The organism is Pseudomonas sp. (assembly GCF_030690725.1).
Classification (GTDB): domain Bacteria; phylum Pseudomonadota; class Gammaproteobacteria; order Pseudomonadales; family Pseudomonadaceae; genus Aquipseudomonas.
Genome location: NZ_JAUYGD010000033.1, coordinates 99,510 through 112,964 on the forward strand (window position 1 = coordinate 99,510; position 13,455 = coordinate 112,964).

General features: G+C 60.9%; 14 protein-coding genes. 10 read left to right on the forward strand and 4 right to left on the reverse strand.

What is annotated here, in order from left to right; all coding sequences use genetic code 11:
• Positions 1-109: 109 nt before the first annotated feature.
• From purL to Q8O69_RS06960, 3 genes are all read left to right on the forward strand, one after another.
• Positions 110-4,006 (forward strand): phosphoribosylformylglycinamidine synthase, encoded by a 3,897-nt coding sequence (gene purL / locus Q8O69_RS06950; protein ID WP_305590723.1) that lies wholly within the window; start codon positions 110-112, stop codon positions 4,004-4,006.
• Positions 4,007-4,024: 18 nt separating this feature from the next.
• The gene (locus Q8O69_RS06955) at positions 4,025-4,294 is read left to right on the forward strand and encodes a CDGSH iron-sulfur domain-containing protein (RefSeq protein WP_305590725.1); all 270 of its coding nucleotides are present in this window, start codon (positions 4,025-4,027) and stop codon (positions 4,292-4,294) included.
• A 158-nt stretch (positions 4,295-4,452) separates the two neighbouring features.
• Positions 4,453-4,770, forward strand: a complete 318-nt coding sequence (locus tag Q8O69_RS06960) for a YqfO family protein (protein ID WP_090248588.1) — start codon at positions 4,453-4,455, stop codon at positions 4,768-4,770.
• A 45-nt stretch (positions 4,771-4,815) separates the two neighbouring features.
• Here the strand turns inward: Q8O69_RS06960 and Q8O69_RS06965 are convergent, their stop codons facing one another.
• Both Q8O69_RS06965 and Q8O69_RS06970 read right to left on the reverse strand, forming a co-directional pair.
• Positions 4,816-5,319, reverse strand: a complete 504-nt coding sequence (locus tag Q8O69_RS06965) for a murein L,D-transpeptidase family protein (protein ID WP_305590728.1) — start codon at positions 5,317-5,319, stop codon at positions 4,816-4,818.
• A gap of 15 nt (positions 5,320-5,334) precedes the next feature.
• Entirely contained in the window at positions 5,335-5,892 is a 558-nt protein-coding gene (locus tag Q8O69_RS06970) for an NUDIX hydrolase (protein ID WP_305590730.1), read from the reverse strand.
• 173 nt (positions 5,893-6,065) lie between these two features.
• Between Q8O69_RS06970 and Q8O69_RS06975 the strand changes: the two genes are divergently transcribed.
• From Q8O69_RS06975 to Q8O69_RS06995, 5 genes are read left to right on the forward strand one after another with little or no spacing between them, the layout of a single operon-like run.
• Complete coding sequence (locus Q8O69_RS06975) at positions 6,066-6,671, forward strand: CoA pyrophosphatase (protein ID WP_275961050.1); 606 nt, start codon at positions 6,066-6,068, stop codon at positions 6,669-6,671.
• Positions 6,672-6,689: 18 nt separating this feature from the next.
• Positions 6,690-7,214 (forward strand): gamma carbonic anhydrase family protein, encoded by a 525-nt coding sequence (locus Q8O69_RS06980; RefSeq protein ID WP_305590733.1) that lies wholly within the window; start codon positions 6,690-6,692, stop codon positions 7,212-7,214.
• On the forward strand, positions 7,214-7,405 hold the full coding sequence (locus Q8O69_RS06985) for a DUF1289 domain-containing protein (RefSeq protein WP_305590735.1): 192 nt from the start codon (positions 7,214-7,216) through the stop codon (positions 7,403-7,405). Before Q8O69_RS06980 ends, Q8O69_RS06985 begins: the two co-directional genes overlap by 1 nt.
• A gap of 27 nt (positions 7,406-7,432) precedes the next feature.
• Positions 7,433-8,614: a formate-dependent phosphoribosylglycinamide formyltransferase gene (gene purT, locus Q8O69_RS06990; RefSeq protein WP_305590737.1), complete on the forward strand. Its 1,182-nt coding sequence runs from the start codon at positions 7,433-7,435 to the stop codon at positions 8,612-8,614.
• Entirely contained in the window at positions 8,611-9,351 is a 741-nt protein-coding gene (locus tag Q8O69_RS06995) for an SGNH/GDSL hydrolase family protein (protein WP_305590739.1), read from the forward strand. The genes purT and Q8O69_RS06995 overlap by 4 nt, the downstream gene beginning before the upstream one ends.
• Here the strand turns inward: Q8O69_RS06995 and Q8O69_RS07000 are convergent.
• Entirely contained in the window at positions 9,317-10,606 is a 1,290-nt protein-coding gene (locus Q8O69_RS07000) for an HlyC/CorC family transporter (protein WP_305590741.1), read from the reverse strand. The genes Q8O69_RS06995 and Q8O69_RS07000 overlap by 35 nt on opposite strands.
• Before the next feature lie 10 nt (positions 10,607-10,616).
• Positions 10,617-11,417, reverse strand: coding sequence for an inner membrane protein YpjD (locus Q8O69_RS07005; protein ID WP_305590743.1), 801 nt, complete (start codon positions 11,415-11,417; stop codon positions 10,617-10,619).
• A gap of 156 nt (positions 11,418-11,573) precedes the next feature.
• Here Q8O69_RS07005 and ffh point away from each other — a divergent pair, with 156 nt between their 5' ends.
• Together ffh and rpsP are read left to right on the forward strand one after the other, a co-directional pair.
• A complete protein-coding gene (gene ffh / locus Q8O69_RS07010; protein WP_275961056.1) occupies positions 11,574-12,947 on the forward strand; it encodes a signal recognition particle protein in 1,374 nt (457 codons plus the stop codon).
• A gap of 253 nt (positions 12,948-13,200) precedes the next feature.
• Positions 13,201-13,452, forward strand: coding sequence for a 30S ribosomal protein S16 (gene rpsP / locus Q8O69_RS07015; protein ID WP_090239277.1), 252 nt, complete (start codon positions 13,201-13,203; stop codon positions 13,450-13,452).
• The last annotated feature ends 3 nt before the right edge of the window (positions 13,453-13,455 follow it).

Consider the following 13,455-nt stretch of genomic DNA (forward strand, 5'->3'; position numbering starts at 1 on the left):
TCTGCTAGCGCAGTCGCTGCGCTTGGCGTGCTGCCACGGGTGCCGTTGGCAACGCTTTAGGCTAGAATGCACGGCCTCAAAGTACACCCCTTCCCAGAGGCTGTCCCCGATGTTGATCCTGCGCGGCGCTCCCGCCCTTTCTGCTTTCCGTCACGGCAAACTGCTTGAGCAACTGACCAGCAAGGTTCCTGCGGTCACCGGCCTGTATGCCGAGTTCGCGCATTTCGCCGAGGTTATCGGCGTTCTGAATGCCGACGAAGAGCAGGTATTGGCCCGTTTGCTGAAATACGGCCCGAGTGTGCCGGTGCAGGAGCCAAGCGGCCGCCTGTTCCTGACCATTCCGCGCTTTGGCACCATCTCTCCGTGGTCGAGCAAGGCCAGCGACATCGCTCGCAACTGCGGCCTGGCGAAGATTCAGCGCATCGAGCGCGGCCTGGCGTATTACGTCAGCGGCGAGCTGAATGCCGCCGAGGCGCAGCAGGTTGCCGACGTACTGCATGACCGCATGACCCAGCTGGTGCTGGATAACCTTGAAGGCGCCGCTGCACTGTTCAGCCACGCTCAGCCCAAGCCGCTGACTGCCGTGGACATCCTCGGTGGTGGTCGCGCTGCGCTGGAGAAGGCCAACGTTGAACTGGGCCTGGCCCTGGCCGAAGACGAAATCGATTACCTGGTGACCAGCTTCAATGGTCTGGGGCGCAACCCCCACGATATCGAACTGATGATGTTCGCCCAGGCTAACTCCGAGCACTGCCGTCACAAGATCTTCAATGCCAGCTGGGATATCGACGGCCAGAGCCAGGAAAAATCCCTGTTCGGCATGATCAAGAACACCTACCAGATGCACAACGAAGGCGTGCTGTCCGCTTATAAGGACAACGCTTCTGTGATCGTCGGCAGTGTGGCCGGACGCTTCTTCCCGGACCCTGAGACTCGCCAGTACGGCGCGACCCAGGAGCCCGTGCATATCCTGATGAAGGTGGAAACCCACAACCACCCGACGGCCATCTCGCCGTTCTCCGGCGCGTCCACCGGTTCCGGTGGCGAGATTCGCGACGAAGGCGCCACCGGTCGTGGTGCCAAGCCGAAGGCTGGCCTCACCGGTTTCACCGTCTCCAACCTGAACATCCCCGGTTTCGAGCAGCCTTGGGAAGTGCCTTATGGCAAGCCTGAGCGCATCGTTACTGCGCTGGACATCATGATCGAAGGCCCGCTGGGCGGCGCGGCGTTCAACAACGAATTCGGTCGTCCGGCCCTGACCGGCTACTTCCGTACATTCGAACAGGCGATCCAGACCCCGCGGGGTGAAGAGGTGCGTGGTTATCACAAACCGATCATGCTCGCCGGCGGCATGGGCAACATCCGTGCAGATCACGTGCAGAAGGGCGAGATCACCGTGGGCGCCAAGCTGATCGTGCTCGGCGGTCCAGCCATGCTGATCGGCCTGGGCGGCGGCGCCGCGTCGTCGGTCGCCACCGGTGCCAGCTCGGCTGATCTGGATTTCGCCTCGGTACAGCGCGAAAACCCGGAAATGGAGCGCCGCTGCCAGGAAGTCATCGACCGTTGCTGGCAGCTGGGTGACAACAACCCTATCGCCTTTATTCATGACGTTGGCGCGGGCGGTATTTCCAACGCCTTCCCCGAGCTGGTCAATGACGGTGGCCGCGGTGGCCGCTTCGAACTGCGCAACGTGCCGAATGATGAGCCGGGCATGGCCCCGCACGAGATCTGGAGTAACGAGTCCCAGGAACGTTACGTACTGGCCGTTAGCGCCGTCGATTTCGAGCGTTTCAAGGCCATCTGTGAACGCGAGCGTTGCCCGTTTGCCGTGGTTGGTGAGGCCACTGAAGAAGCCCACCTGACCGTGACTGACAGCCATTTCGCCAACACCCCGGTGGACATGCCGCTGGAAGTGCTGCTCGGCAAGCCGCCGCGCATGCACCGCTCGGCCGCCCGCGAAGCTGAGCTGGGTGATGATTTCGATGCCAGCACCCTGACCATCGACGAAGCCGTTACTCGCGTGCTGCATCACCCGGCCGTGGCCAGCAAGAGCTTCCTGATCACCATCGGCGACCGCACCATTACCGGCCTGGTTGCTCGCGACCAGATGGTTGGCCCGTGGCAGGTTCCGGTGGCCGATTGCGCCGTCACCGCCACCAGCTTCGACGTCTACACCGGTGAAGCCATGGCCATGGGCGAGCGCACGCCGCTGGCGCTGCTGGATGCTGCGGCGTCCGGGCGTATGGCGATTGGCGAAACCCTGACCAACCTGGCCGCGTCGCGCATCGAGAAGATGTCTGATATCAAACTGTCCGCCAACTGGATGGCCGCTGCCGGCCACCCGGGTGAAGACGCCCGTCTGTACGACACCGTTAAAGCGGTCGGCATGGAATTGTGCCCGGAGCTGGGCGTCACCATTCCGGTGGGCAAGGACTCGATGTCGATGAAAACCCAGTGGCGCGATGAGGGCACGGACAAGAGCGTGACCTCGCCGCTGTCGCTGGTGGTGACCGGCTTTGCTCCGGTCAGCGATATCCGCAAGACCCTGACCCCGCAACTGCGCATGGACAAGGGCGAAACCGACCTGATCCTGATCGACCTGGGCCGCGGGCAGAACCGTATGGGTGCCTCGATCCTCACCCAGGTTTACGGCAAGCTCGGCACCCAGGCTCCGGATGTGGATGACGCCGAAGACCTCAAAGCCTTCTTCGCGGTAATCCAGGGCCTGAATGCCGACGGTCATATCTTGTCCTACCACGACCGTTCCGACGGTGGTCTGCTGGTTACCGCGCTGGAAATGGCCTTTGCCGGCCACTGCGGTTTGAACCTGTTCCTCGATGCACTGGCCGATGACAGCGCTGAGCTGGCCGCCGTACTGTTCAACGAAGAACTTGGCGCGGTGATCCAGGTTCATCAGGACGCCACCCCGGAAGTGCTGGCACAGTTCAGCGCCGCCGGTCTGGGCGACTGCGTGGCGGTGATCGGTCAGCCGGTCAACAGCGATGACGTGGCGATCAGCTTCAACGGTCAGCCGGTATTCGGCGGCCAGCGCCGCCTGTTGCAGCGCCAGTGGGCGCAAACCAGCTACCAGATTCAGCGTCTGCGCGACAACGTGCAGTGCGCCGAGCAGGAGTTCGACACCATCCTCGACGAGGACAATCCGGGCCTGTCGGCCAAGCTCAGCTTCGACGTCAATCAGGACATCAGCGCGCCGTATATCCGTAAGGGTGTACGTCCGCAGATTGCCGTGCTTCGTGAGCAGGGCGTCAACGGCCAGGTAGAAATGGCTGCGGCCTTTGATCGCGCCGGTTTCAACGCGATCGACGTGCACATGAGCGACATCCTTAGCGGTCGCGTCAGCCTGGACGAGTTCAAGGGCCTGGTTGCCTGCGGCGGCTTCTCCTACGGCGATGTGCTCGGTGCCGGTGAGGGCTGGGCCAAGTCGATCCTGTTCAACAGCCGTGCCCGCGATGGCTTCCAGGCGTTCTTCGAGCGCAAGGACAGCTTCAGTCTCGGCGTGTGCAACGGCTGCCAGATGATGAGCAACCTGCACGAGCTGATCCCTGGCACTGAGTTCTGGCCGCACTTCGTGCGTAACCGCTCCGAGCAGTTCGAGGCGCGCGTAGCCATGGTCCAGGTGCAGGAGTCGGCGTCGATCTTCCTGCGTGGTATGGCCGGTTCGCGTATGCCAATCGCCATCGCTCACGGCGAAGGTCATGCCGAGTTCGAAAATGAGGAAGCCCTGCTCGAAGCCGACCTGTCCGGCTGCGTGGCCATGCGCTTTATCGACAACCACGGCAAGGTCACCGAAACCTACCCGGCCAACCCCAACGGCTCGCCGCGCGGGATCACCGGTCTGACCAGCCGCGACGGCCGCGTGACCATCATGATGCCGCACCCGGAGCGGGTATTCCGCGCCGTGCAGAACTCCTGGAAACCAGATGACTGGCAGGAAGATGCCGGCTGGCTGCGGATGTTCCGCAACGCTCGCGTGTGGGTGGATTGATCCGGTTGGCGCAGGCTTATGTCGAGTAAGCCTGCGCCGATTCTGCCTGAGGTGCGCCAGGTCAAACCTGGCGATACCTTGCTGCTGTGCCGCTGCGGGCGTTCGTCCCAGCTTCCCGATTGTGCTTCTGCCTGCCCTGATGTGCTGGAACTGCAACCTGAGCGTGAGCAGTTTCTGCTGCTTTGCCGTTGCGCTCGCTCGCAACGTCTACCTTACTGTGATGGTAGCCATAACCAGCCGGTAAGCGGCTTCAAGGCCCGCTGGCGGCGATTCTGGCGTGGCCTGTAGCCTGGGCTTATTAAGCTAATACGTTGAACACACAGCACATTATCCGGTCATAGGGTGCAAGTGTGATGGGCTGCGCGAATACCCGATAAGGCAAAATGCCATTATTGTGTGGCATCATTATCGAACTGTTTTTATCAGTCTTGCCGGCGGAGACTTCGATGTACAAGCTGTGTTTTTATGTGCCTGAAACTCATCTGGATGCCGTGAAAAACGCGGTATTCAGCGCCGGTGGCGGACGTATTGGTCATTATGATCAGTGTTGTTGGCAAACCCTGGGGCAGGGCCAGTTCCGCGCTCTGGAAGGCAGCCAGCCATTTCTCGGTCAGCCTGGGCAGGTCGAACAGGTGGCGGAGTGGAAAGTCGAGATGGTGGTGGCTGATGAGCTGATCCATGACGCCGTCAAGGCCATGAAGAAGCAGCATCCCTACGAGACGCCGGCTTTTGAGGTGTGGCGACTGTCAGATATCCAGTTCTAATTCATAAAAAAGGCGCCATGAAGGCGCCTTTTTTATGTCTATTGATCAGGGTCTGATTTCGATCAGGGTGCCGTCCTTGACCACTGCCCAGACCTCGCGCATGTCGGTGTTTTTCATGGCGATGCAGCCTTCGGTCCAGTCCAGGGTGTGGAACATCCACTCCGGGTATTCCTCATCCAGCGGCGTGCCGTGAATCATGATCATGCCGCCTGCCGATACGCCACTCTTGCGGGCTTGCGCCTGGTCGCGCGCGTTGGGGTAGGAGATGTGCATGGACAGGTTGTACTTGTCGCTGGTCTTGCGCCAGTCGATCCAATAGAAGCCTTCCGGGGTGCGCAGGTCGCCTTCGCGCTGCTTGGCTCCTTTAGGCTGTTTACCCAAGGAGATGCGGTAGGACTTGAGGGTGTCGCCGCGACTGATCAGGTGCAGCTTGCGTTCGGATTTGACCACCAGCACTTTGTCGATGGTCTTGCCGTTAAGGGTCGGCGTGGTGTTGGCGTGGCCAGTCAGGGCAACGGTCAGGCAGAGTAGGGCGAACAACCAGCGCATCGTAATTCCCATGGATCAAAAGGCTTTCTTGTAATGTGCGCGCAAGGCTTCAAGCGGCTCGTTGCGGACCGGGTAGTGCTGCTCTCGGCGGTCTGCGAAGTAGCATTCTAAGGTACGCCCGATGGTCGGGAAAGCCAGCTCTGACCAGGGGATGTCCTGTTCGTGAAATAGCTGCACATCCAGGCTTTCTTCACCGGGGGCAAAGTCCAGGTCGACCAGTTCGGCGCGAAACAGCATATACACCTGATTGATGTGCGGCAGGTCGAACAGGGTATAGAGGCTCAGGCTGCGCACCCGCGCGCAGGCCTCTTCATGGGTTTCGCGGGCGGCGGCCTGCTCCAGGGTTTCGCCGTTCTCCATAAAGCCGGCCGGCAGGGTCCAGTAGCCACGCCGTGGCTCGATGGCACGGCGGCACAGCAGCACCTGCTCGCCCCACACAGGCAGGCAGCCGGCGATGATGCGCGGGTTTTGATAATGCACGGTCTGGCACTGCGCGCAGACGTGGCGCAGGCGGTTGTCGCCCTGCGGGATGATATGGCTGATCGCGCCGCCACAGTTGCTACAGAACTTCATGCCAGACCCTCGCTGCGTGTCAGCTATCTTGGCGCGCATTTCAGCTACTCGGCAAGCGGCCTGGTGGGTCGGGCTATCGAGCGCCTGAATGATTGCAGTCAGCGGCGCGGGGCTTGGGCCGTGCGCTGCTTTCGTGCCATGATCGAACGCAGAATAAAAGACTGAGAATCCCCATGCTGGATGAGTTGCTCCATCGCATGCGTGGCTATAGCCCGCACATTCTGCAGACCGACAAGCGCTACCCTGAGGCCGCAGTGCTGGTGCCCATCACCCGCAGCGACGAGCCGGAAGTGGTACTGACCTTGCGTGCCAGCGGTCTGTCTACCCACGGTGGTGAAGTGGCGTTTCCCGGTGGCCGGCGTGACCCGGAAGATGCCGACCTGATCGAGACCGCCCTGCGTGAGGCGGAAGAGGAAATCGGCTTGCCGCCAGGCCTGGTCGAGGTGGTCGGGCCGCTTAGCACCCTGGTGTCGCGCCACGGTATTCAGGTCACGCCCTATGTCGGGCTGGTACCGGACTTTGTCGAGTACAAGCCTAATGACGGTGAAATAGCGGCGGTGTTTGCCGTGCCGCTGGCGTTCTTTCGCGACGACCCGCGGGAAACCACCCACCGTATCGATTACCTGGGGCGCAGTTGGTATGTGCCGAGTTACCGTTATGGCGAATATAAAATCTGGGGGCTGACGGCGATCATGCTGGTCGAGTTGGTCAACCTGGCGTTCGACGATGTGCAAATTGATATGCACCAGCCGCCCGAGCACTTTATCAAGCTCACCTGAGCCTATGAGGAAGCATCCATGAAATACCGCCTGGGTTCGTCCCAAGTCGAGGCCCATGCCGACAGCTGGGTTGCACCGAATGCCACCCTGGTTGGCAAGGTCAAGCTGGAGCCGGGTACCAGCGTGTGGTTCAACGCCGTGCTGCGTGGCGACAACGAGCTGATTCATATCGGCGAGAACAGCAATGTGCAGGACGGCACCGTGATGCACACCGATATGGGCTTTCCACTGCATATCGGCACCGGCGTGACCATTGGCCACAACGCCATGTTGCACGGTTGCACGGTGGGCGATTACAGCCTGATCGGCATCAATGCGGTGATCCTCAATGGCGCGAAAATCGGCAAGTACTGCATCATCGGCGCCAACAGCCTGATTGGTGAAGGCAAAGAAATTCCTGATGGTTCGCTGGTGATGGGCTCGCCCGGCAAGGTGGTGCGTGAACTGACCGAGCCACAGAAAAAGATGCTCGAAGCCAGCGCCGCCCATTACGTGCACAACGCCCAGCGCTATGCCCGTGATCTGCAGGAGCAGGACGGCTGATGCAATCGCAGGAACGTCCCGTCGCCTCGCCCTGCGTGCATGTCTGCGCGCTGGACGATGAAGATATCTGTATCGGCTGCCAACGCTCGGTCGCTGAAATCACCCGCTGGAGCCTGATGGATAACGCTGAGCGCCGTGAGGTGCTGGTGCAGTGTCATGAGCGGGCCAAGGCCAAAGGCATTCTGCTGTAACTTTCTTGATCAGTTTGAGGATTCACCATGCCCCGTATCGGAACCCCTTTGTCGCCGAGCGCGACCCGTGTGCTGTTGTGTGGCTCAGGCGAGCTGGGCAAGGAAGTGGTGATCGAGTTTCAGCGTCTGGGCGTCGAGGTGATCGCCGTGGATCGCTACGCCAATGCGCCGGCCATGCAGGTGGCGCACCGCAGCCATGTGATCAATATGCTCGACGGTGACGCGCTGCGGGCGGTGATCGAGCTGGAGCAACCGCATTACATCGTCCCGGAAATCGAGGCGATTGCCACCGCGACCCTGGTCGAGCTGGAGAATGAAGGCTTTACCGTAATCCCCAGCGCCCGCGCCGCGCAGTTGACCATGAACCGCGAAGGTATCCGCCGTCTGGCCGCCGAAGAGCTGGGCCTGCCGACCTCGCCCTATCAGTTTGCCGACTCCTTTGAGCAGTGCCGCGCCGCAGTCGAGAGCATCGGCTTTCCCTGTCTGATCAAACCGATCATGAGTTCTTCGGGCAAGGGCCAGTCGGTGCTGAAAAGCCTGGATGATCTGCAAGCCGCCTGGGATTACGCCCAGGCCGGTGGCCGCGCGGGCAAGGGCCGAGTGATAGTCGAGGGCTTTATCGATTTCGACTATGAAATCGCCCTGCTTACCGTGCGCCATAGTGGCGGCACCACCTTCTGTGCGCCTGTTGGTCATCGTCAGGTCAAGGGTGACTATCAGGAATCCTGGCAGCCGCAGCCGATGAGTGCCAAGGCCCAGGCCGAAGCCGAGCGCATCGCCCTGGCGGTTACCGAGTCGCTGGGTGGGCGCGGGCTGTTTGGCGTCGAGCTATTCGTCAAAGGTGATCAGGTGTGGTTCTGCGAAATATCGCCGCGCCCGCACGACACTGGCCTGATCACCCTGATTTCCCAGGATCTGTCCGAGTTCGCCCTGCATGCGCGGGCGATTCTCGGCTTGCCGATTCCGGCCATCCGTCAGTTCGGCCCATCGGCTTCTGCGGTGATATTGGTCGAGGGCGAGTCGCAGCAGGTCAGCTTCGGCAATCTGGCGGCGGCTCTGGCTGAACCGGATACCGCTCTGCGCCTGTTCGGCAAGCCGGAAGTCAGCGGTCAGCGACGTATGGGTGTGGCGCTGGCTCGTGACGAGTCATTGCAGGCTGCGCGGGCCAAGGCCACGCGTGCGGCGCAGGCGGTCAAGGTCGAGTTGTGAATGCACTGCGTGCCTATGCCTGGTGGCTAGGGTTGCTGTTGTTGGCGCCGATTGCCTTGCCGCTAGCGCTGCGCACGCGCCGTAACACCCTTCGTTTACCGCCAGCGGCCGGGTTGTTGAGTGGCGTTGCAGGCGCGGACTTGCCGGGCGAGCCATTGCGCCTGCTGGTACTGGGTGAGTCGACCGTGGTTGGCGTGGGTGTGGATGAGCTGGACGCCGCGTTGGTCGGTCAACTGGCGACTGCTCTGGCTGCGCGTTGCGGTCACCCGGTTGCCTGGCGTGCCTGCGGCGAGAATGGCATTACCGCTGCGCAGGCTTATGAGCGGCTGTTGCCGCAGGTGCTCGATCAGCCCTTTGATCTGGCGCTGCTGGTGTTCGGCGTCAATGACACCACCCACCTGACCTCATTACCCCGTTGGGACGCCGCACTCGGCGGTATGGCTGAAGCGTTGGCCGCGCGCGGCGCTCGGGTGGCGTTTAGCAGTGTGCCGCCGCTGCAGCATTTCAGCGCCTTGCCCTGGCTGCTGCGGCGGTTGCTCGGGATGCGCGCAGGCTTGCTGGATGCGCGCTTGCGCCAGCTAGCGGCAAACCTGGGGGTAGGGCATCACGCGGTTGAGCTGGAGTTTTCCGCCGAGTACCTGGCGCGTGATGGTTATCACCCGTCAGGTCTAGGCTATCGCGTGTGGGCGCAGGGGCTGGCCGTCAGTCTTGCGCCGGCGGCTCGGCGTGCGCCTTAGGCTTGGTTTGCCAGGCGCGCACGCTTTTTACCCGGTTATCTGACGACTGCAGAATTTCCAGGCGATAAGGGCCGATTTTCAGGCACACGGCGCTGTCAGGGATGCTTTCCAGCGCCTCGGTCACCAGGCCGTTGAGGGTTTTTGGGCCATCGCAGGGCAGGTGCCAGTCCAGCGCCTTGTTGATTTCGCGAATATAGGCGGCGCCATCGATTACCTGGGTGCCATCTTCCTGGGGGTGAATATCCGGGCTGCGCAAGGTGTCCTGGTTGCTGAAGTCACCGACGATTTCTTCGAGGATGTCTTCCAGGGTAACGATGCCAATCACGTCGCCGTACTCATCGACGACGATGCCAATCCGGCGTTTCTGCTTCTGAAAGTTGATCAGCTGAGTCGACAGTGGCGTGCCTTCGGGTACGAAGTACGGCTCGTTGCAGGCGGCCAGTAGCGCTTCTTTGCTCAGCTCGTTGTGCGTCAGCAGTCGGGCAATCTGGCGCATATGCACGATGCCTTCGATCTGATTGATGTCGGTGCGGAACACCGGCAGGCGCGTGTGGGTGGTGTTGGTCAGCAGGCTTATGATGCTTTCAATATCGTCATCCAGGTTGATACCGGTGACTTCGTTGCGCGGAATCATGATGTCGTCCACCGTCACCCGCTCAAGGTCGAGGATGCCAAGCAGCATGTTCTGGCGATTCTTCGGCATGCCGGCGCCAGATTCACGCACCACGCTGCGCAGCTCTTCGGTGGACAGGCTGTCGCTGCTTTTGCTGGTGGGGTCGACGCCCAGCAGCCTGAGCAGGCCATTGGTGATCCAGCCGAGCAGCACCACCAGTGGATAGAACAGCTTAAGCAGTACCAGCAGAGGCAGGCTGAATGGGTAGGCGACCCGCTCCGGGTGCAGGGCTGCCAGGGTCTTGGGGGTGATTTCACCGAAGATCAGCAGCGCCAGGGTCAGGCCGATTGTCGCGATGGCAATTCCGGCTTCGCCCCAGAGTTTGATGGCCAGCACCGTGGCGATGGCGGAGGCGAGAATATTGACGAAGTTGTTGCCGATCAGGATGGTGCCGAGCAGGCGGTCCGGGCGGCTGAGTAGCGCGCTGACACGCTTTGCCCCGCGGTGACCTTCTTTGGTCAGGTGCTTGAGGCGATAACGATTGAGGCTGAGGATGCCGGTTTCCGAGCTGGAAAAGAACGCTGAGCAGAGCAGCAGAAAGATCAGCAGGCCGAACAGGAAGCCGGGGTGTGCGTTTTCCACGGAAGGGGTCTCAGATATGCAGGATAAATTCGCGAACCAGCTTGCTGCCGAAGTAGGCCAGCATCAGCAGGCAGAAGCCCGCCAGGGTCCAGCGAATGGCTTTGTGGCCACGCCAGCCGAGTTGGTGGCGGCCCCACAACAGCACGGCAAATACCACCCAGGCAAAGCACGAGAGGATGGTTTTATGCGCCAGGTGCTGGGCAAACAGATCGCTGATAAACAGCGCGCCAGATAGCAGTGAAAGCGACAGCAGCGCCCAGCCAGCCCAGAGGAAGCCAAACAGCAGGCTTTCCATGGTTTGCAGGGGCGGGAAGTTCTTGATCAGCCCCGATGGGTGCTTGTGCTTGAGTTGATGGTCCTGCAGCAGCAGGAGCAGCGACTGGAACACCGCAATCGTCAGCATGCCGTAGGCCGTGATTGACAGCAGGATATGCGCCAGGATGCCGGGCGCTTCATCAATGGCCTGGGTGGTGCCGCTGGGCATAAATTCGGCGAGTAGCACGGTGATAAAGCCCAGGGGAAACAGCAGCAACAGCAGGTTTTCCACCGGGATGCGCGTGCAGGCCAGCAGCGTCAGCAGAATTACGGCAGCAGCAATCAGGCTAGCGGCCTTGAAGAAGTCCAGCGACAAACCGCTGGCATCGAACATCTGCAGAAACAGGCTGCTGCCGTGCAGCAGCAGCGCCAGTGTGCCGAGTGCAATCAGCAGGCGCTTGTTGGATGTGCTGCGCTGTTGCAGGCGCAGGCCTTGATAGAGTGCGGCTCCGGCGTAGAGGCAGGCAGCGGCGAGGCTGGGTAGCAGAGGGTGCATAAATCCTTGTCAGGCAAACCCGAAAGGCGGCCAGTGTGGCATACAACCCGTGCGCCACGAAAGCGTCTGGCGGTGTCGGTGCCTTGCAGTCTTCGCTATAATCCGCCACCTGTTGCAAGCCCACCCTCGGCTCGACTGAGCCTGAAAGGAACGCGCATGTTCGAAAATCTGACTGACCGCCTCTCGCAGACCCTGCGAAATGTCACTGGCAAAGCCAAGCTGAGCGAAGACAACATCAAGGACACCTTGCGTGAAGTGCGCATGGCCTTGCTTGAGGCTGACGTTGCCCTGCCGGTGGTCAAGGACTTCGTTAATAAGGTCAAGGATCGCGCGGTCGGCACCGAAGTGTCGAAGAGCCTGACCCCGGGCCAGGCGTTCGTGAAGATCGTCCGCGCCGAACTCGAAGAGCTGATGGGCGCGGCCAACGAAGACCTGGCGCTGAATGCTGTGCCGCCAGCCGTGGTGCTGATGGCCGGTCTGCAAGGGGCGGGTAAGACCACTACCGTCGGTAAGCTGGCGCGCTTTCTTAAAGAGCGCAAGAAGAAGACCGTGATGGTGGTGTCTGCCGACGTTTACCGTCCGGCGGCGATCAAGCAGCTGGAAACCCTGGCCAATGATATTGGCGTGACCTTCTTTCCCTCCGATCTCAGCCAGAAGCCGGTTGATATTGCGGAAGCGGCGATCAAGGAAGCCAAGCTCAAGTTTATTGATGTAGTGATCGTCGATACCGCCGGTCGTCTGGCCATCGATGCCGAGATGATGGCGGAGATCCAGGCGCTGCACGCGGCGATCAAACCGGTCGAAACCCTGTTCGTGGTCGACGCCATGACCGGCCAGGATGCTGCCAACACCGCCAAGGCCTTTAATGATGCGCTGCCGCTGACTGGCGTGGTGCTGACCAAGGTCGACGGTGATGCGCGCGGCGGTGCGGCGTTGTCGGTGCGGGCGATTACCGGCAAGCCGATCAAGTTTATCGGTATGGGCGAGAAGACCGAGGCGCTTGAGCCTTTCCACCCGGACCGGATTGCCTCGCGCATTCTCGGTATGGGCGACGTACTCAGTCTGATCGAGCAGGCCGAGCAGACCCTGGATCGCGAGAAAGCCGAGAAACTCACCAAAAAGCTGAAGAAGGGCAAGGGCTTCGACCTCGAAGACTTTCGTGATCAGCTGCAACAAATGAAGAACATGGGCGGCCTTGGCGGCCTGATGGACAAGCTGCCGCAGATGGGCGGCGTCAATCTGGCGCAGATGGGCAATGCCCAAGGCGCGGCCGAGAAGCAGTTCAAACAGATGGAGGCGATCATCAACTCGATGACTCCTCAGGAACGCCGCGACCCGGAAATCATCAGCGGCTCGCGCAAGCGCCGCATCGCCATGGGTTCCGGTACCCAGGTGCAGGATATTGGTCGTCTGATCAAGCAGCACAAGCAGATGCAAAAGATGATGAAGAAATTCACTGCCAAAGGCGGTATGGCCAAGATGATGCGCGGCATGGGCGGGATGATGCCGGGCGGTCTGCCGAAAATGTAAGGAATCCGCGTCGGCAGCAATGTCGGCGCAAACCCCGCTGAGTTGGCGGGTGTTTACAGTAAACCCGCCTTTCGCGGGAGCTGATTGGCCGGTTTGGACCGCGGCCCTCTGGCAAATCTTGCTTGCACGGCCTCATGCGCCTGAAAAAGCCATTTGCAAAAATCCGGATATTCCTTAGAATATGCGGCCTTTCGGGCACCCATGCCCGCTGTGCATTTAGATTTGCAGCACCGACTACAGGAACTATGTTCACATGCTAACGATTCGTCTTGCCCTTGGCGGCTCCAAAAAGCGCCCGTTCTACAAAATCAACGTGACCGACAGCCGTAACCCACGCGACGGTTCGCATAAAGAAGAAATCGGTTTCTTCAACCCGATCGCTCGTGGTCAGGAAGTTCGTCTGTCCGTGAAGCAAGATCGCCTGGCCCATTGGCTGAGCGTTGGCGCACAGCCTTCTGATCGTGTTGCTCAGTTGTTGAAGGACGCTGCTAAGGCTGCGGCCTAAGCA

Coding starts and splice junctions, on each gene's coding strand:
- purL (WP_305590723.1), top strand. CDS start 110: ATGTTGATCCTGCGCGGCGCTCCCGCCCTTTCTGCTTTCCGTCACGGC.
- Q8O69_RS06955 (WP_305590725.1), top strand. CDS start 4,025: ATGTCGAGTAAGCCTGCGCCGATTCTGCCTGAGGTGCGCCAGGTCAAA.
- Q8O69_RS06960 (WP_090248588.1), top strand. CDS start 4,453: ATGTACAAGCTGTGTTTTTATGTGCCTGAAACTCATCTGGATGCCGTG.
- Q8O69_RS06965 (WP_305590728.1), bottom strand. CDS start 5,319: ATGCGCTGGTTGTTCGCCCTACTCTGCCTGACCGTTGCCCTGACTGGC.
- Q8O69_RS06970 (WP_305590730.1), bottom strand. CDS start 5,892: ATGAAGTTCTGTAGCAACTGTGGCGGCGCGATCAGCCATATCATCCCG.
- Q8O69_RS06975 (WP_275961050.1), top strand. CDS start 6,066: ATGCTGGATGAGTTGCTCCATCGCATGCGTGGCTATAGCCCGCACATT.
- Q8O69_RS06980 (WP_305590733.1), top strand. CDS start 6,690: ATGAAATACCGCCTGGGTTCGTCCCAAGTCGAGGCCCATGCCGACAGC.
- Q8O69_RS06985 (WP_305590735.1), top strand. CDS start 7,214: ATGCAATCGCAGGAACGTCCCGTCGCCTCGCCCTGCGTGCATGTCTGC.
- purT (WP_305590737.1), top strand. CDS start 7,433: ATGCCCCGTATCGGAACCCCTTTGTCGCCGAGCGCGACCCGTGTGCTG.
- Q8O69_RS07005 (WP_305590743.1), bottom strand. CDS start 11,417: ATGCACCCTCTGCTACCCAGCCTCGCCGCTGCCTGCCTCTACGCCGGA.
- ffh (WP_275961056.1), top strand. CDS start 11,574: ATGTTCGAAAATCTGACTGACCGCCTCTCGCAGACCCTGCGAAATGTC.
- rpsP (WP_090239277.1), top strand. CDS start 13,201: ATGCTAACGATTCGTCTTGCCCTTGGCGGCTCCAAAAAGCGCCCGTTC.